Annotated in this window: 6 protein-coding genes; 1 reads left to right on the plus strand and 5 read right to left on the minus strand. The window is 49.6% G+C overall.

Annotated elements, in window-relative coordinates:
• Window positions 1-229: 229 nt before the first annotated feature.
• A complete protein-coding gene (locus B5F29_RS09820; protein ID WP_087154455.1) occupies window positions 230-15790 on the minus strand; it encodes a YDG domain-containing protein in 15561 nt (5186 codons plus the stop codon).
• A gap of 47 nt (window positions 15791-15837) precedes the next feature.
• Window positions 15838-17340 carry a tyrosine-type recombinase/integrase gene (locus B5F29_RS09825; protein ID WP_087154456.1) on the minus strand — a complete coding sequence of 501 codons (1503 nt, stop codon included), beginning with the start codon at window positions 17338-17340 and terminating at the stop codon, window positions 15838-15840.
• Window positions 17341-17537: 197 nt separating this feature from the next.
• Here B5F29_RS09825 and B5F29_RS09830 point away from each other — a divergent pair, with 197 nt between their 5' ends.
• A complete protein-coding gene (locus B5F29_RS09830; RefSeq protein WP_087154457.1) occupies window positions 17538-17822 on the plus strand; it encodes a helix-turn-helix domain-containing protein in 285 nt (94 codons plus the stop codon).
• 78 nt (window positions 17823-17900) lie between these two features.
• On the opposite strand, the gene B5F29_RS09835 is transcribed toward B5F29_RS09830, so the two are convergent.
• From B5F29_RS09835 to B5F29_RS09845, 3 genes are all read right to left on the minus strand, one after another.
• Window positions 17901-18695, minus strand: coding sequence for an ABC transporter ATP-binding protein (locus B5F29_RS09835; RefSeq protein WP_087154458.1), 795 nt, complete (start codon window positions 18693-18695; stop codon window positions 17901-17903).
• Complete coding sequence (locus tag B5F29_RS09840) at window positions 18696-19616, minus strand: ABC transporter permease (RefSeq protein ID WP_087154459.1); 921 nt, start codon at window positions 19614-19616, stop codon at window positions 18696-18698.
• A gap of 127 nt (window positions 19617-19743) precedes the next feature.
• Window positions 19744-20805: an ABC transporter substrate-binding protein gene (locus tag B5F29_RS09845; protein ID WP_087154460.1), complete on the minus strand. Its 1062-nt coding sequence runs from the start codon at window positions 20803-20805 to the stop codon at window positions 19744-19746.
• Window positions 20806-20937 lie beyond the last annotated feature (132 nt).

Here is a 20937-nt window from a genome sequence, read left to right on the forward strand (position 1 = left end):
TTTACATACATCGCCTATGGGACACACTTGTTTTCAATTCATCACACTTTTTTGTAGATATTATATTTATACATAATATTCATGTTAACTTTGTGAAATATATCCATATATATGGAAAATTCATCCAAAATATGCATCTGCAAAAAAGACAGCCCCGGACTGCGGGAAAAATCCCGCAGTCCGAGGACGGTCTTCTTTTTATTCATTTATACTGTTTCTGTTGGCTGCTTCATCCTTCCGCAGGCTTCGCGCCGTCCTGTCCGTCTTCTCCGTCCCCGTCTTTGTCCTTCCTCTGCGGAATGACAGTAACGATTGCGTGTACAGCCGCCGTGATCACGAAGAATATGGTCCATCTGTCCGTCCATGCGATCAGGCCTTCCAGCGGCTGGGTCAGGAAGAACAGGATGATCAGCGCCGCGGCAAAGATCGTACCCAGGATCTTTCTCAGTTTTTTCTGCTTACAGTAAGAGTATTCTGCCAGCATCATGGAAGCTACCATACATGCCAGATCCGCCAGGGCAAGGCCCTGCGGGATGCCTGCCAGCACGTCTTCCTGAGAAGTCACCTTCGTCTCTTCCTCTTCTGTCTCCGCCGTCTGATCCGGCTCTTCATCCGTTCTCGGAGAGCTTGCCGGTATCTCTTCGGTATCTGCGCTTCCGTCCGTCACCGGCACGGTCGTCACAGTCCCGCTTCCGGGTCTTCCGCCTCCGGATGTGATATAGACAGTCTCCGTCACAGTCCCTCCCGGAACCTGTACATAGACGGTCTCTGTCGTGGTTCCTCCGCCGGAACCTCCGTTATCTCCGGTACTTTCCGGCGTATACGGCGTATAGGCGATGGTGTAGAACGAGAACCGGTCGCTCTCGAAACTCAGTCTCTTTCCGTCCGCGCTGAGCGTGCAGTCCAGTCTGTCCACCGCTCCCTCGTGATTCCGATAAACTTCATAGGTGTCTTTGCCCAGCAGTTCATCCGGAAGTTCAACCGTAATCCTTACCGGCATATCCAGTTCATGGAGTTCCTCGCTGACGCCGTCGGAACGGAATTTGTTGATCGCCAGGTCCAGAGAATAATATCCTTTCTCATCTCCGGCGACCGCCCTGATCGGATCCAGCTGCTGCGCCGTCGTCTCTTCTCTCGGTATGGAAGCCACAAACTGAACGACCACTTTATTTCCTTCCACGGTCTCTTCCGCCACGTCAACGGTGTTTCTCAATCCATCTACTTCGATCGCCGGCATATCGCTGGTCGCCAGCGTGATGACTTCGTTGTACGCGCTGGTGCTGACCAGGAAATTGTAGACTGTCTCGATGCCGTATCTGGACGCCGTCATTCTTATGAAATAATTCTTATGTTCTTCAATCGCCTCCTTCGGCACGGTAAAGCTTCCGTCCGCTCCGATTTCATAGGACGCCAGTTCTCTGCCCATCATGTCGGTCAGCACTGCCTCTTCGATATTCGCGTCGCCTTTCAGTATCGGGCTGAATACCATATCCTGCGCCAGGTGGTTGCCGTCCATGGCTTCCTCGCCGATGATCAGCGTATAGCCCGTCGTCTCCGGGTCAAATGCCGGGAACATGGTGACGCCTTCCGACAGCTCCAGTCCCAGGTCCGAAAGCGGAGTCTCCTCGCCCGGATCCAGTTCCTGTCCGGTCTGGAACGCGCTCAGGAGCGCTTCCACATTCTCATTGGTCGCGTAATCCATAAACGCGCCTGCTTTTACCACCAGGGTGTAGATCTCATTCAGTTCCAGCTTCAGCGGCTCGCCGTTTTCATCCACGAATCTTTCGATGGGAACCGATGTGGTGCACGCCGCTCCTTCATCCGGGATCAGCGGGATCTCATCTTCATGCATCGTTGCCGTATAAGTCTTCTCTCCGGTACTGATGGTCAGCTGTCCGCCTTCCTTCCAGACGACCCGTTCGCTGAAGAACAGTTCGATCTCTGTCAGCGCGTCCTCTCCCATGACAGCCACGCCTGTGGCGTTCAGGGACGGTTTCAGGCTCTGGGCGGTGGGGAGAGACGTCTCAATCACCCAGTCGGTCGGTTCTCCGGTAGCGAGACTCTTCATCGTAAGTTCCGTAGTGTTCCCGGCCGTATCTGCAAGTATCAGTCTGATCTGCCCTTTTGTCTCTACCGGGATGGTAAATTCTGCATAATACCTGCCTCCGCTTTCCTTCACCCGGACATTTCCTTCGTCATATGTTCCGTCACTCTTCGGTATCCGGTAACTCAACCGGCTGGCTCCGCTGAATTCATCGCTTACCGGAATCTGTACTTTGACCGCTTCATTAAAGAATGTTCCAAATGTCAGCCAGTTGATCAGTTTTGCAGCCGGCGTATCATTCACTGTCCGGTATTCGATACCTTCCTCTTCTATCACGGCTGCTTTCGGATCGTAGCGTACAACAATATTTTCTCTCGCGTCACACTCTACTCCTGATTCGCTGACCGTCCAGTACTCGATGTTCCAGACTCCGCCGTCTTTAACCAGAAGCTCCACCGTCTGATTCGGTCCCAGCGTCGTTACCGACACCGCGTCTGCATCACCCGGTTCCGCTGTGCCTTCCTCCCAGATCTTATACCTTACATCCACATGAACAGTCGGCCCTACGTTCGTCGGGTCATTGGTCGTAAATCTGACAAGTACGCCGTCAATATCTGCCTGATACAGATACCATCCGGTTTCCTGTCCGTCGATACTGCCTTTTGTCCCCAGAATTTCCAGCTTAACATTATATGGAGCTTCCGTAGAAATCTTGTCCACGGTAATCTGTTGTTCACCCAGTTCATTTCCGGCGATATCTCCCGCCGTGATCGTGTATACGCCGTTTTGTGCCGCGCGGATTGTATAGATCCCGCTTGCCTCGTCATAACTATAATCCGTAGAACTTAAGATTTCTTCCGATCCCTCCACAGGTTTGAATCTGATCTGTACGGAATCCCGGTTTACGCCGCTTGGGCCTCCGTTTTCAGAACCGCCCTTCTGCAGATCTTCCAAGGTAAACTTTACGTCGTATTCCGTCAGGAAACCTGCCGGATAATCAGTTTCATCCGTAAACGTCGGTTTTACGGTATCCACCCCGAATTCTGCAGTTGTCTCCGCGGATTTGTTTCCTGCCGCGTCCACATTCCACATGACGACTTTCCATCTGCCTTCTGCCGCTACCGGCGGATCGACCGTCGCTTCTTCGTTGTCATTGCCGGATGCAATCAGTTCAGATGCGGTATCCGGTTCTTGTTCCGTATCGGTATTCCACATCTTATACATGGTTGTTACCGGAGCAATATTGTTGTCTGTATCTTCCGTATCATTTTTCACACCGGTGACTGCAGGATACTCTGTGTTGTACCACGCCTGAATATTGTTATCTTCCGTGCTGTTTTCCGCCACCCGGATCACTGGCGCCTCCGGAGAAACGGCATCGATCTGATTCACTTCAATCTCGGCTGTATATTCATTGCCCGCCGCGTCCAGAGCACTTACAAGATACGTTCCATTCTTAAGCGCGGTAAAGGAACAAGCATATTCCCGGGCAAGTTCGCTCAGTCCGTCAGATTCAAACTGAATAACATCATTCTGATCAGCCGATACTGCAGCCTGGATATTTTCGCCCTGTGCGCCGTCTTCTCCTTTCAGAATGACCGTCACACTGTTTTTCTGAATACCACTGGTCTCATCCGCCAGTCTGAACGCGACTGTTTTGCTCTGCATCCAGCCTTTCGGGACATTCAGAGAGTTCGCCACCTGTACAGGTTTCTCGCGGTCGATCTGATAAATTTCCTGAACCGAATCCGCTTCATTAAGGGCGTTGTCCTTCGCATTGAATATAACAGTATAAACGCCGTCTTCCAGATTATCCGCCTGCGGCACATCGACAGTATCTTCTATTGTCTGCTTAATTCCGTCTGTCGTGTTTGCATCGTAAATATTGGTCTGTGGTTCTGCGTCTTCGCTGTTTCTTTCCATAGTCCAGGTGACCTCACCTACACCGCTGGTGCCGCCGTCTACGTTAACCTTTACCTGAACAGCCTTGTTATACCATCCATATTCCGTAGGCCTATCTTCTGTAGAGATACTGATTGTCGGCTCCGCAGAATCCACCACCCAGGTACTTTCATCGGCCTCTCCATCTACTATGTCATTGGTCAGAGTCTTTTCGACACTCTCATTTCCGGCTTTATCTGTCGCTTTCAGCCTGATCGTGCCTTTGAACTCCGGATTGATCTGAAAGCTATAGGTCCCGTCGCTGTTCGCGGATGCCTGCTTCCATTCATCACCATTCAGTTGATACTCCAGGCCGGCAATGCCGCTCTCATTCACGCCTTCCGTTACCGGAACGGTAATCTTGACAGCTTCTTTAAAGAAAATACCGAAGGTTAACTTGTTCATGATATCTGCCAGATTTCCTTCGTTCACAGGAGTGATCACGATCTTTTCCCCATCGATTACCGGAGCATCCTTATCTGCATAATAAATATAGGTCTCTCTTTCACATTTATTTCCAGCTTCATCTTCTGTATAGACTGTCACCTCCCATTTCCCGTCCGCATTTACTGCATACTCAAATTTCTCTGTACCAGGCACAATCGTGCCGGTTCCATCCGCAGCAGTGGTTCCATTGCAGGTAATCTCATAATGCGTCGTGATTTTGGATTCATTTTCTGCATTATCCACGGGCTGTTCCGGGGCGGTGATCACGATTGTTGGCCAGGACTCAATGTACCAGCACTGCGATTCCTCTCCTTCCACGATATTTCCATTCGGAGCTGCAGGATCGGTTGATACTTTCGCATTATCCGGGGCCTGCTTATCAATTTTAGAAACAGTAAACTTCCGTTCTTTCTCATTTGCCTCCTGAGGCGTTTTACCGTCTTTCTCCATTGCATTGATGTTGTCATAGACTACAATGATATAATCTCCATTCTCCTCTGCAGTATATTCAAACTTGTTGTCTACTACATCAAACTCCTTTGTCGCTCCGCTTGGTGAAGTCACCGTCACATGGCCCGTTCCGCTAATACCGCTCACATGTCTTGAATCATTTTCCGGAGCATTATTTGCCCAGCTGTCAGAAGCCGTAAATGTCACCTTTTTCGCTGACGCCCACTTATCCTCATTTTCGACAGAAGGCTCCCCGATTACCGGATCACCCCGGTCTATCTTGATATAATACTTCGATACATTTTCACTCACATTCCCGGCTTCATCCAGCGTCTGAATATACAGGAGCCATACGCCGTCCTGTTTCGCTCCATTTACCTTAAATTCAGAAGTTTCAATCGTCTTCGATGCCTGAGCCGCATTTGTTGTGCTAAAATGTTTGATTCTATCCGGCGTCAGTGATGAATCAAAAGTCACTTCTTGAGAATCTTGGGCATAAGTAATCATCGGCCTGGATCCCAAAATATCGAGCGTCCAGTTACCATCGCTTCCCAGTATCATCTCTGTAGGTCTTACCAGATAATAATAAGTCGTTACATCGATGTCCGCTTCCTCCGGGGTCTTGATCACCACCTCCGGCACATCATTGTACCAGGGAGAACTTCTTTCTCCGTTTACCGCTTTCACATTATTAACAGTTACTATTTCATTTCCCTGCACATACTCCACCAGATGATTCCGGAACTTATCTGTCCAGACATTTCCGGCATTGTCTGAAAGAGAGATCGTGTATACGGCGTCTTCTTTTGCTTTAAATTCAGCTTTCCTAAGTTGCTCACTGATTGTAAAATCTGTTCCTCTTACCAGATTAACCGTTTCTCCGTCTTTCTCATAACTGATTGTCAGAGAGCCCTCTTTTACACCGCTGGTTGCGTCAGATACTTCAATCGTAATATTCTGCTCATCGTTGACCGGTGTGTCTCCCTGGAATCCGTCAACTGTTACTTCCGGGGCCTTCGTATCAATCTTGTAGGTCTCAGAAGCCGAACTGGTCACATTCGTGGCGTTGTCCATGGCGTACAGAGTGATACTGTGGATGCCGTCCTGTAAAATAATATTGCTATTTACTGGATTGAAATTCGGAACAAGGTCATCTTCACTGTATTTTGCAACCGGAGTTTCCTCAGTTTCCTCCTCAGAATCCTCCGTTTCTTTTACAGAATCTATCCATTTCACTTCATAAAGGCCGCTCTTGGAATCCCGAGCCGTTCCGGCCAGTGTGACATCCGTTTTATACCACCCGTCTTCTCCCTGAGTAGGACTGCCTGTTATTTCCACTGTCACTGTCGGCGCTTCGCCTTCCAGTATCCATTTCCCGGATCCGTCAGCATCTTTTTTCAGCTCATATTTGTCGCTGACATTCCCCGCCACATCCTCCAGCCAGACTTGTACAGAACCATTCTCCGCATAGGACAACTCTGTTTTCAACGTAATGGACGCTTCCGTTTCCCCTTGCACATCCTTAGACTGCTCCGCCTGTCCCGGAATCTGCCAGTACAGCGTTTTGACTCCGCTTTCTGCATCCGAAATCGGCATCGTCACTGTAACAGCATCCTTATAGAAATTGCCAAAACCAAGCCAGTGGATCAGATCCTCAAGCAGACCGCCCTTTGAATCCGTGAATCTCAGACTTCCCGTATCAATCACCGGATCCGTGTTATCCACTTTCAGATCCTTCTCCCAAGCAGATTCGCAGCAGTTTCCTGCATCATCCGTTGTATAAACGGTCACGCGCCATTGTCCGTCAGGGATATTGATAAGCTGTGTCTCAAGATCCCCAGTTATTACTTCAACCGGATCGTGCGATACCCCATCAGAAGAAGAAATATCCGTCAGCTGATACCAGGTGGTAATCGGTGATCCGTCGTCCTGTTCAGGCGGTTCAATCTGTACCTGAACCCAGGTTCCTTCTCCGTTATACCATTCACCCTCTCCTTTTTCTACCGGCTCAATTTCTACCGTGGCATTTTCCGGTTTTTCTTTGTCGATCCCTTTAGCTGTGACAAATTCTTCTATTTCCGTCGTATTTCCAGCCATATCCTCAACCCGGATACTGTATGATCCATTTGCCTCCGCCTCAAACTGCCAGGTGTTTTCCTGCCCGTCCACTTTTTCCGCGACAGGATTTGTTCCGGACGGTCCGGTGATCCGGATCTCTTTTTCATTGATGTCGCTGGTCGTATCTGTCAAGGTGAACTGATAGATCCGGTTCTGATTGGTCCATTGCACATTGTCAGATATCATCCGCGCATCGCCGATAACAGGGGCTTCCGTATCAATCTGAACCGTCATCTTCGTTCCGGCCTCTTCCGTACCTGTCACAGTATTTCCGGCGATGTCACTTGCCGATGCAGTCACGGTCAGTTTACCCTGGATATCCGATACGGAAGGATTCGACTCATTTGCAGTATTCCAGGTGATTATAACTTCTTCGGACTTTGTTTCACCTTCTTTATATGCTTCTTGCCATGCTGCCGCCGGATCAGTTTCGCCATCTCTCGTAAGTTCGATTTTTCCGACTCCGCCTTTATCCTTCGCCGTCGCGGTAAATGTAACCGGGGTATTGTACCATCCATCCTTTCCGGTCGGAGCCGAAGCCGCCACTTCCAGAGTCAGTTCCGGAGGCATGCTCTCCACTGTCCATTTTCCCTTATTATCGCGCGTTCCATAAGTGACCGGCTCCATATCCGTTTCATTGCCCGCCACATCGACCACAGCGATCCGGATTCCTTTTTCGTAAAGCGCATTTGTCTCATCCGCATGAATCTTAAAACTTGCCGCGCCGTTGCTAAAAACGGCTGTTCCTGTCTTGGGATTTTCCGGAGTATCCGTGTCAATTTCATACTTCAGTGTTCCAAGCCCGCTCAGCGCGTCAGAAGCCGTTACCGTTACCGTCACGGTATCTTTGGCAAAGATACCGAAGATCGTATCCAGAATGCTCTGGTCAGGGGACACCACGATCTTTACCGTCGAAGCGTCCGTTGTGTCCACCCAGATCTCTTCCCCTGCCGCCGTGCTTACCGTTGTATGCTCGGATTCATTTCCTGCTTCATCCTGTATCCAGTATTCCATTCCCCACTTTCCATCGCGGGTGATGACATTGGAAAGTACCGTAACCGTCTCCGCAGATCCCTTCAACGTGATCGTCTTTGCGGTTTCGGCGGTTCCGCCGTCAATGGTATTCCATACTTTGTAGCGGAAACTTACCGGCGCTTTATTGGGGTCAGCAGTTTCTTTCAATATTCCCAGCTCTATGGACGGATACTTATCGTTGTTCTGCCCGCCGGTATACCACATCGGATTCCTTGAATTGTCTCCAAGAACCTGATTATCCGTATTTACAGGTTTTGTCCTGTCGAGTTTTGTTGTAAGAATCGGCTCTGGATTCAGGTTTCCGTTTTCACTGTTCGTGACCGCAAAACGGATGGAAATCGCTTTTTCCTTACGGATACGGAGCGTATGAGTCTCTTCTATCCAATCTGCGCCGATCTTATTGGCAAATTCTTCAATAGAAAAATAACTGTCCAGATCTTCTCTGTCGTCACTGCTTTCATCGGTATCAAGCTTGGCCCATAAAAGAACGTCTTCATATTCCGCGTTATTCGCCAGCCCAAGGTGATAATCAATGTATTCGCTGTTGCTCCACGTTCCGTCCTCATATGGCTGTCCGGCTGCATCAGTTACGGTGATATCCAGGGCAGGTTTTCCATTGTTGATCCGGATGCTCTCTTTCTTAAGCTGCCGCATATTGCCCGCTTTGTCGTACACCTGTACATAGAGGTCAAACATACCCGTCTCGTCCATGACAACGACATGACTGTTCGGATTGTCATCCCATTCTTGTCTTCGATAATTCGGGCTTTCAACGCTTCCGCTGGCGACCCAGTCGTAGCGGATATGATCGATGCCGCTCTTGCCGTATTCTTCTGTCGCATCTGCGTCTTTCACATCCACCCGGACTCTGACATCATCCGGATAAGGCTGCCCTTCTTCCGGAGCCGGATTAGTTATGTAAAGTCCGTCATTCGATGAATCCCCTGTAAGCACAGGTCCAAGCTTGTCAACGTTACTGACAGTAAATGTATACGTTTCCTCATTTCCGGCTGCGTCTTTGGCTGTAATGGTGTAAGATCCATTTTTCTCGACCGTAAATTCATAATTTCCATTGCCATCCGTTTGAATAGTCTGAGGAACATCTCCTTCCCGCTGCCATGTCACTTTCGCGACGTCGCTGGTCACGGTTCCTTCCGGAGCGTTTTCTCCTTTCAGATCCTGAACCGTAAAACGCGCTGTATAACCATCGTTTGTCCAGTCCCCATCCGCAGTACTCCAATTCGTCTGATCAAAGGTAACCGTACCAATCGTCGGCGCGGTCCTGTCTATTTTTACGACCGCCTGCTTATTTGCTGATTCATTTCCGGCGTTATCCGTAGCCATTACCCAGACCATATGGACGCCTTCCTGAGTCATTGTCTCAGAAAAAGCATATTCCTCTGTTTTCTCCTCCGAAAACTCTCCGTCTGTTTCTCCGGTAATCGTCCCTGAAGCATCCCCGTCCAACACGTACTCTATCTTCTGCAGTCCAGAATCAGCATCGGACACCTGAGTGGTAACTGTTACATCGCCTGTGTACCACTTCGAGGCAGCGGGATCTTCACTGAGTTCTTCATCATTTCCGAAAAGAACACCGACTTCCGGCGGCGTATTTTCCAGCAGCCATACCGGCTCCTTTCCCACTTCTTCTCCAAGGTCTGTTCCCAGATTCTGTGACGCAGTATTTCCTGCCTCATCTTTCAGTTTTAACGAAACAATTCCTTCTGTGCCTATATCCAGCGTGAAGGTAAACTGATTATTGCTTTTATTCGCCGTGATCTCCTCTTCGCCGTTAATCCGGTAACTCAGGGAATCAATTCCGCTTTCATTTGTGCCGTCCTCAGTAACTACGGTCACCTGAACGCCTTTATTAAAGAAAATACCAAAGGTCAGTTTGTTCAGAGCTTCCGCTATATCAGTATTATTTACTTCCTTATACGTGACGCTGACAATCTCCGGTGCATTCAGGTCGACCATAAATGTTACCGTCTTATCCGTCGACTCAGAATCTACCGTGTCCTCTGCCCAGGCTTTAAAAGTGTATTCTCCGCTGTCATCTTCGTCAAAAATGATTTCGGCAATATTGCCTGTCAGAGATGTGCCTGTACTGTCATCCGGTTCTGTCTCTTCCGCACGCCAATACTTGTACTTCGTCGTCACTTCTGCCTGCCCGGCCTCTGCCTCCACAGCGTGTACCTTGACGGTAAGTCTTCCGGTATTGCTGTTGTACCATCCAGATACTCCTGACCCCTCAGGATCTAATTCAACCACCGGCGCTGCCAGTTTCGTCATGGTTACCTGCACATTGCCAAACGGTTCGTCATCCGACAAGCCGCTTCCCGATACTGCCCGGAAGCTGAAACTGTCATTCACAATAAACGAAGAGCCTTCCGCGATGTCCGCGCCCACTGTCAATGTGTTCGTATTGGAATCCCAGGTATATCCTTCACGGGCTTTCACAAAATCTTCTACAGATATCCAGTCCTCTCCCGTCAGTCCCGGCACTTTCACATAATAGGTCAGTCCGGAAGTGTTCTCACCTGCGCTTAAAGTAAATACAACTTCATTTTTCGTCGGAATTCCCGGCATATACGCTACTCCGCCCGACTCTGCGCTCACTGTCAGTTCCGGCTTCTCTGTATCAATCCATACTGTATATGAACCACTTTCAGATACATTTTCTGCAGCGTCCGTCACCCGGATATAAACCGTATGCTTACCATTCTCACGGATGGTAATTGCATGTGTACCGGCGCTTCCCCATGCTTCCGGCTTGCTCCAACTGCTGCCGTCCAGAGAATATGCAATCGTGGCGAGACCGCTGGCCTTGCTGTCTCCTGCGTCCGGCGCGTCTGAAGCGGTGACCGTCAGTGTCACGGCAGATGAGTTCCACTTTGCTCCGGTTGCACCTTCCACATTGCTGATAACCGGCAGATCCTTATCCAGATTATCAATTTCAACAGTACTGCTGGCAGAACGTCCTGCCTTATCATATACCGTGATCGTATAGGTCCCCGCCGCAGTCAGGTCAGAGATAACTACTTTTCCATCCCGAATATTCTCTGCTGCAATCGTCTTCTCATCCGGTTCCGCAATCCCCTGTCCCAACGCATCTACAGTACGGGAGTATGTGACGCTGTGCACGCCGCTTCCTGTATCACCAACCGTGAACTCAAGCGAAACGCTTCCTTCCGCGCCTACCCATCCGGACGGATTCATGGTGATCTCTCCTATTACAGGATCATTCTTGTCAATACGGATTGTATCTGTCGACTTCCAATTTTCTGTAATACTTTCATCATATGTCCAGTTTCCTGCAAGGTCGGATACATTGTAGCGGTAGACTGTTCCTTTTGTATTGCCCGTTACAGCTTCCGTATATAAATAATTCTTTACCGGTTTAGATGGAGATCCCTTTTTTGCATCCCAGACATCCTCTGCATTCCCGGCATCTTTCTGACGCTTCAGGATATCCAGCCCTTCATTGTCTAATATCGAAACTGTAACATCCACGTCATCCCAGTACCATTTATTGCCGTCTTTTCCGTCTTTCTGTTCAGATCTGTCCTGTGCCTGAACAGTCACACCGGTTATCTGAGGAACGTTTGTATCTATAATCCACTTCGAACTTCCAAGATCTCCGTCTTTATTCTTCAGCACTGCAGAAGTCTCATTGCCCGCCACATCGTCGATCTTCAGACTGATCTCATATGTGCCTGCGACATCAAGGGAAAATTCTGCCGTACCATCGTCCCCGATGGCGACTGGTATATATTTATCAGAAGAGGAAGTCTTATAATATAAATTCCTGGGGCCACTTCCGTCCTCATTGTCTTTGACAGTAACTGTAAATATCACTCTACCTTTGTAGTAATTACCAAAGGTCAGGAAATTGATCGCATCCTCAATGAAACTGCCTTTATAATCTGTATATTTAACTTTCTCAATCCATGGCGCCGTTTTATCGATCTTCAGATTCTCCGCGGTTGTCGTCCATGACGTGAACGCCCCAGTCTCGGAATCCTTAAGCTGAATGATAATACCAGCGGTGGTCTCGGATATCGTATAAGAGTTCTGCCATCCACGTACATCCCAGACTATACTACCATCTGCATCTAGGATGCCGATCCGGACCTGATCGTAAATATTACTTTCTGTCGGATCAGCTTTGATCGTAACGTCCGTATTATTCCAATCTTCTGTCGATGCAACTGCTTTCGGCGAAACCACATACAGCCCTTCTGCCAGATCCTGTTTAATGGTCAGCACACCTCTCTTGTCAGTTATCTCATAATTGGATGAACTGCCTGAGGTCGTGTAAGATATTGTATAATCACTTGTTGGCTGATATTGCTGACTCTCGTCAAAACTTGGAAATGCCGGATTCAGAGTATATACAACCGTTCCCATAACATCGGCAAGATTATCTGTCGTTGCCAGTGTTGTATTGTCTGTCAATTCCAGTTCCCAATTCGGCTCTTTCTGGCCTGTCTTGATGGAAACGTCCTTTGGTTTTACTGTGATCGGACGTCTGGCGATTTTTCCGCCTTCCACCGTAATCTCGTCTGAAGTTTCTGCGTCTGCCTGAATTACATAATTTGCAAATCTGTTTCCAGTCAGAATCAGATCTCTGATGGTAATAGTTTTGGAGTCTCCCGCATTGGCGTCCTCAAAGTATCCGGTCAGAACGTCGCCGGATACAGAAAGCCCTGTCCCGTCAGAATTAAATGTATTCTGAATCGAAGTACAGCCCCCAATCTCTTCATTTCCCACCGGCGCGGGCGCTGCTTGGATGGACACCACATTAATTTCGTTATTTCCATCATATACTTTTTCTGTTTTTCCCAGAGAAAAAACCGTCACAGGCCGTTTTGCCACATTGACCGTCACTTCCTGGCTCACTAATCCAAATCTGGTCAGGTCATCCGGCCGGAAGGTAATCCATGCTTTCCGAACCTGTGACGATGGACCATATGTGCCGGCGTCCCATACATCATCCCAGTCTGTGGAACTGAGCGTAGCTGCATCCGTTACAGCCTGATCGGCGCGATATACATAGAAGGTACCGCTGATCCCCAGCGCCTGCTGGTCAGCAGGAATCAGTGTCCCTGCTGCAATGTTGGCCGAGTCTTTGGACATGGTCAGAGAAGGATGCTGAGATGATATTACATTGGCATCATTCACATTTCCGGCAATCTCACCGTATGTAAAATTAATGGTGTCGGGCATGTTCAGGTAGAAGGGTTTGACTTCTATAATATGTGTCTGTTCATTCGTGACCGGATCATTTGCCTCCAGTCCCTGATCACTCCCTTCTCCATAGGCGGCTACAGGTTCTTCCACACCCGCACTTGTAACTATCCGGGGAATAAAATAATAGGTGTAACCTTGTTTTAATCCGCTTATGGCAATAGTATATTTCTCCTCTGGATTATGTTCTTCTGTATTAGGATCATATTCCGTTGCCTGATCCCACACATTATCTGTTTCATATCCTTTAGAAAATGCACTTGCCCACTGATCCGACGATATTTCCTGCCCATCCGATCCGATCACCTTCGTCAGTCTGAATCCATAACTTTTATGTACCTGGTCGCCGTAATTAGGTGTAGAGCCGTTATACCTGGCCGTATCAACCTCCGTAACCAGCACTGCGCTGTCAAAAGTCACATTTTCCGCATGCGCCTGCCAGAAAACAGGAGTAAATATTTCATGTATATCTTTGTAAATCGTTATTCCTGTTTCTTGAACTATAAAATCAGCGGTATCATCTCCTGCCCCATCCAATTTTCCAATAAATTTAGAACTCCTGCCTTCGGAAGTGCTTGATATGCGATAAGAACCTGGTTCCAGATTCGTTGCAAATACAGTTGTAGTTCCTCCCAGTTCAATCTCCCGCGTCTCCATGCCTGAAAGGGTCAGTGTTCTGTTTGGTACGCTCCTTGTGAAATAACCCACTATAACTTTTTCCGCATTAACATTTTGAAGGAAATCATCTGAACCGTTTCCCGTTGCTGAAAAGACGGCATTGTTATTGACACTCATAGTTCCACCTATGATTGCAGCAACTCCCCTGTCTGCCAATAACGTAAGATCTGAATCATTTTGAATATTTAATATGCCAGAATTTCTATTATTTATTAATCCGCCATCGTCTCCACCACTAATTGAAATATTTCCACTGACAATATTGAGAGTTCCTTCATTACAAATTACTCCCTCTTTTCCATAACCTGTAACAGAAATATCGCCGCTAACAGATACTTCTGTCCCCTTCGGAATATAGATAGCAGAAGCTTCATTAATATTTGTAAAAGTAGTGATTGATCCATCAAAAGAAACTGATGCTGATTGTACTCCGTCAAAATTTAATAACGGCTCTCCAGAACTGCGGGAATCTTCCAACGAAACACCATTGAACTTTAATGACGTATTATCAACATCTTCTCCAAATACAATTCCTAAATTTGCAGTATTTGTATCTGTAAAAACATATGTAGAATTATCAACAAGCAATGTAAGTTTTTCCATCTCTGCATTATAATATGCAAAATATTTTCCCGCATTTTCCGGATCCGTCTCTGGCACAGTTAAATAGCCTGTCTCCATTCGCAAAATCTGGCTTATACTTACAGTATACTCTCCGCCAGCAGCTGCAATCTCCGGATCCGCCTTATTCAGCGCATTCTCCGCCCCCACCGTCACACTGATCTTCATCCAGTTTTCCAGATACTCGTCCCACGTATCATATCCTCCCGGAACGGTCTCCGACCATTCATATCCTTCCGGCAGATCCGCGAGCACCGGGGCAAACTCATAGAATCCCTGCTTCGGCAGATTTTCGTCTTCCTCAGAGGCGGAAGTATCGAACTCCGTCACTCCTTCCGGTCCTGTGATGACCCACTCCAAGACTGTCAGTTCTACTGTCTCGTCCGCAGCCTCTTCTCCGTCTGCGCCGTCAGCCGCATCCACGATTCCTATGACCGTTTCCGGCAGAAGGACAGCATCCAGCGCCGCACCGATGGGCACGGTCTGATTCAGTACATATGCGGCTTTGTCTTCATCGGTGAAATCCACGCCGATGATGGTCGGAACTGTCTCTTCATCCGTTTCCTCGGGCAGAGACGGAGCAAGGTTTGCCGGAGGCAGAACCTGATCCGGATCTACTGGCTGTTCTGCTCCTGGTACAGCAGGAACCTGCTCTTCTCCGGACGGCGTATCCGCATCCGATGTCCCGTCCTGGGCATCCTCTGACTCTCCGTCATCAGAAGGCGTGTCGGGGTTCTCGCCGCTTCCCTGTTCTCCATTCGTACCCTGATCCTCATCGGACACCGGCGGATTCTCTGCGCCGTCCGATCCGGAATTTTCTGTCCCTTCAGACCCGTCATCTGCAGGCTGTCCGGCCGAACCGTCAGTCTCACCGGTTCCAGGCTGTCCGGCAGGATCACCAGTCTCACCGGTTCCGGGCTGGGATACGGTTCCATCGCTTCCGTCCTGGCCTTCCGCCGGGCCGGCGGCATCGCCGGATCCGTCTTCCGGCGGAGCAGCATCTTCGCCCTCCGCTTCCGTATTTCCTGTCTCTGAAGACTGCGCTTCCGCGTCCTGTTCTTCAGAAGATTCGTTGTTGCCGGACGGCGCCTCTCCTTCCGTCGCCGTCTGTTCCTCCGCATTTACCGTCAGCAGCGAAAAATCCGTGGAATTTACCAGGATCGCCGCGATCAGCAATAATGCCAGTGACCTTCTCAGCTTCTTCATCACATTCCCTCCATATCTTTCCATAGTCTGACCTTAAATCTGTATATCTAATATGTATTTCTGCTTATATATTTTTTACTTTCATCAGTCAGTTGACTCTCTGCAGTGTGTTCTGACCAGTTTTCAGAAAACATACGGTCTACCAGGGTCCTTTTATCTTCGGCCATACGGGGCATGTACCTGCGTACCACCTGCTGCGGAGAAGCGAACCCCATCAACTCCGCCAGCACATCCGAAGTGGCGCCGGCGCGTACCGCCTTCATCGCGTAACTGTCCCTGAGCATTCTTGGAGTTACATCCCCGACGCCGCTGTTTCTCCCTCTTCTCATCAACGCGGACCGCAGACGGTCCAGGCGGACCGGCATGTTGTTTTCCGAATGGATAATATAGTCTTTTTCCTCTCCGCCATAAACTCTCCGAATATGCGACAGTTTGGCACAGAGTTTTTCAGGCAGAGGCACTTCACGCCTTCTGCGTCCGGAAGCAGCCTCTATTCCATAGACCGATTCGCTTCCACCGTCAGACATAGTCCTTCTCTCCACCGCAAATCTCCTTACAAACAGCCGGTTCCCGATCAGGTCGACGTCTTCCCATCTCAGTACTACGGCTTCGCTTATAGTAAGACCTGTATACAGAACCAGTTCATATGCGATCCCCAGAGGATATCCTTCTTCGTCCCTGTATGCCGTCAGATACGGCTCCAGTCTGGCAATCTGGGATTCGTCCAGCCATTCTCTGCCTTCCCACAGATTCTTTGTTTTTGTATCCCAGTTAAAATTCTGACAAGGGTTCTGCTCGATCAGCCCTGCTTTCTGCGCGTCCCTGAGACATCCGGAAAGGATGGAAAACGTATTTCTGAGAGTTCCTTCCGTCATCACCCGTCTGCCCGCATATGGTTTCTTTCGGAGTACTTTAATCCACTGATCCAAAACCTCCGGAGACAGCTCTCTCAGGGGAACATCCCCGAGAAACGGGATGATATGTCTCTCCAGGGTCTCTGTATACATACGTATCGTCGTCTCCTTAATCACGTTCGGAAGAACCGCTCCGATCCAGGCGTCGCACCACACCCTCAGAATATCGGCTCCCGACAGCTTTCCCTCGTGAAAATCCGCCGCTCTTTCCTGAATTCTTTCCCTCTGTATTCTGTTCTGATCACTTTTTCTTCCTGATTTCTCCGCTCTGACGCATCCGCAGTCTTTCGTCTTCCCGCTTTTCAGATCCCTGGTCGCCACGCTCACCCTGTTTCCGCAGTCACATCTGCAGATCACTTTATGCAGCGTTGTACGATTCTGCGTATCCTCCGATTCCACTGTCAGTTTACCAAATCGTTTTCCAACCAGCCCCTGACCGGTCTCCCGTATGCATCCGCAGCTCTTGCGTCTTCCCTGTTTCAGCAAATAACCTGGAACCACGCATGTATTCCCACAGTCACAAACGCAATTCCAGGCCGATATCTTCTGTCTTTTCTGTTGCTGCAGTCCTGCATACCCGGTCACCGTCAGCATGCCGAATCGACGCCCCGTCAGATCTTCCGCTGTCCTCGGCACTATGCTCTCCCCTTTCCGTGTTCTCACGGCACCTTGTCACAAAAAATGCATACAATATGTATGATTTATGCAAAATAACGCACTACTATTTTATGCACTTTATTTTACAACATATTTTTTTCATAGTCAACTATCTCAATACTTTATTTGCCAACAGTTGACCTTTGCATAGTAAAATATATGGGGGTGATAAACGGATGACCGATTTCGGAAACAGACTCAAAAACTTGCGGCTTCGGAAGCATATGACGCAGTCGGATCTGGCGGAGCGCCTCGGCGTCACCAAATCTGTTATAAGCGCTTATGAAACCGGTCTTAGAATGCCTTCTTACGACATACTGATCAAGATATCGAGGATCTTTCGTGTTACGACAGACTATCTCCTCGGTCTGGAATCCAAACAGGAAATCGATGTGTCAGGTTTGACAGAAGATGAGATTCACGCTCTGACCAATCTGGTCAAAGCAATGCAGCGTAATTAGAAATGAAATACGTACAAAAACCCGCGAACCGGCAGACGAGCGCTTCATCTGCCGGTTCGCGGGTTTTCGTTTCCCGGATCATCCCAGGATCGCTTTATCATTCGCGAATTCTTCTCCGCTGACCTCTTCAAATTTATGGAGCAGGTCTTCTACGGTCAGTTTCTTCTTTTCTTCACCCCGGATATCCAGGATGATTTTCCCTTCCATCATCATGATCAGACGGTTGCCATGGACGATGGCGTCCTTCATATTATGAGTGATCATCAAAGTCGTCAGCCTGTCCCGGTTGATAATCATATCCGTAGTCTCCAGGACTTTTGCCGCCGTCTTGGGATCCAGCGCCGCCGTATGCTCATCCAGAAGGAGCAGTTTAGGTTTTTTCAGCGTCGCCATCAGAAGGGTCAGCGCCTGTCTCTGTCCTCCGGACAGAAGTCCCACTTTGCTGGTCAGGCGGTTTTCCAGACCCAGACCCAGTTTGGACAGCAGTTCCCGGTACGCCTCCCGCTCGCTGCTTTTGATCCCGCTGCGAAGGGTTCTTAACGTGCCTCTGCGCAGAGCCAGCGCCAGATTCTCTTCGATCCCCATCGTGGCGGCCGTGCCGTTCATGGGATCCTGGAACACACGCCCCAGAAACGCCGCGCGCTTGTGTTCGGACAGTTTTGTCACATCCTGCCCGTCGATGATGATCTGGCCGCAGTCTACCGGCCACACGCCGGCGATCGCGTTCAGAAGCGTGGATTTTCCGGCTCCGTTCCCGCCGATTACCGTAACAAAATCTCCGTTTTCCAGCGTCAGGCTCACGTCGTCCAGAGCCACTTTCTCATTTACCGTTCCGGGATTGAATGTTTTGGATATATTCTTAATCTCCAGCATCTACTGTTTTCCTCCCCTCTTCACCGGTTTTGAAAAATATCTGCTCTTCCAGGTCGGGATCGCAAGAAATACCGCCACAACCGCCGCGGACAGGAATTTCAGCATATCCGTATCGATACCCATCCAGATCACCACCTGTACCACCAGATAATAGATGATGGATCCAAGCGTCACACCCAGCAGGCGGAAACCGAAATTATGGAAAATCCTGCCGAAGACCGCTTCTCCGATGATCACGGCCGCCAGACCGATAACGATCGCGCCGCGTCCCATATTAATATCGGCAAACCCCTGATACTGGGACAGAAGCGCTCCGGACAGCGCCACCAGGCCGTTGGACAGCATAAGGCCCAGCACGCGGCAGAAATCTGTATTGATGCCCTGCGCTTTCGCCATACGGTCATTGCAGCCGGTGGCTCTGAGGGAACATCCCAGTTCCGTCCCGAAGAACCAGTACAGGATCAGGATCAGGATCAGGATGGACAGCGCCACCACAAAGATCGTATTCTTCCAGACGGGCACATCCCTGATAAAACGAAGCGATACCAGCAGATCGTACTTATCCACATTCACCGCCTGATTCGCTTTTCCCATAATCTTCAGGTTGATGGAATATAATCCCAGCTGGGTCAAAATACCGGACAGGATCGCCGGGATACCCATAAACGTATGTAAAAGGCCGGTCGCCAGACCCGCCAGCATGCCTGCCAGCGTCCCCACCAGCATCGCCACCCAGACATTTTGTCCGCTCATCATGGTCATAATACAGACCGCGCCTCCCGTGCAGAGCGAACCGTCCACCGTCAGGTCGGCGAAATCCAGAATACGGAACGTGATATAGACGCCGATCGCCATGATTCCCCATATCAGTCCCTGTGCCACTGCTCCCGGCAGGGCGTTTGCCAAACTCATCAAATTCATCTTTCTGTCACCTCATCCGGTATTCCTTTGTTCACACAAACAGCGAGAGAGGATATTCTCCCATCTCGCTGCTGTATGCATATTCTCTTTTCTGCCTGATACGGGCAGATGGTCTGCAGAAGCCAGATTATTCTGCGGCTTCGATCGCCTCATAATCATCCGGAATCGTTACGCCAAGCTCTTCTGCATTCGTCGGGTTGTACTTTTTCGTAAAGGTCGGAGCATATTCGATAGGCATTTCCGAAATATTTTCCTCACCGCTCAGAACACGCGCCGCCATCTCTCCGGTAGCTACACCCAGATCATAGTAGCTGATAGACAGCGTCGCCACGCCGCATCCGGAACAGATGCCTTCTTCTCCCGCGATAATCGGCACTCCCGCCGGCAGGCAGATATTGTTGATAATCTCTGTATTGGAAGCCGCCGTATTGTCTGTCGGGATATAGATCACATCGCTTTCGCTTGCGGCCGTCGTAGTCACGCTGGACAGGTCGTTGGAATCAGAGAAGGAATACTGTGTGCAGGTGTATCCCATCTCTTCCAGATATGCCTGGATCGTATCGACCTGATACTGGGAATTCGCCTCTGCGGAGCAGTAAAGAAGTCCCACATTGACCGCGTCCGGGAACAGTTCGTTCAGCATGGCCGCCTGCTCGTCAAGCGGAGCCAGGTCGGAGGTGCCGGAAATATTGCCCCCCACCGTACCGCTGAAGTCATCCAGATCCAGCGCGACGCCATATTCGGTAATGGAGGTGCCAAGCGTCGGGATCTCGTTGGTTCCCGCTGCGGCAGCCTGCAGGGCAGCCGTACCGTTTGCCAGGATCAGGTCGACGCCTCCTGATACAAAATCATTGACAATCGTTGAACAGGTATTGGAATCTCCCTGCGCGTTCTGCTCGTCAAAAGTAACCGCATCCCCGAACGCTTCTGTCAGGGCGTCCTTAAATCCCTGGGTAGCCGCGTCCAAAGCCTCGTGCTGTACCAGCTGGCAGATACCTATCGTATAAGAATCTCCCGCGGAAGAAGTCTGCGCATCCTCTGCAGACGCGGTGTCTTCTGCCGTATCTTCCGCAGCGGCGCTCTCCTCTGCGGAAGTGTCCGCCGTCGAATCCGCAGTGCCGCTTCCGCCGCATGCCGTCAGACCGACCGCCATGGTCATCGCCATCACAAGAGCCAAAATCTTTTTCATATCATTTCCTCCGTTTTCCTCTTCTATCAGGGACTGCTTCAGCAGTCTTTAAGATTATAGCGCTTTAACGCAAAAAAGTCAACAGGTTTATCAAAGGCCGCCCGTCCGTTTGTCGAACGCCGGACAGGCGGC

Source organism: Lachnoclostridium sp. An196 (assembly GCF_002160135.1).
In the GTDB taxonomy this organism is placed as follows: Bacteria; Bacillota; Clostridia; order Lachnospirales; family Lachnospiraceae; genus Hominiventricola; species Hominiventricola avistercoris.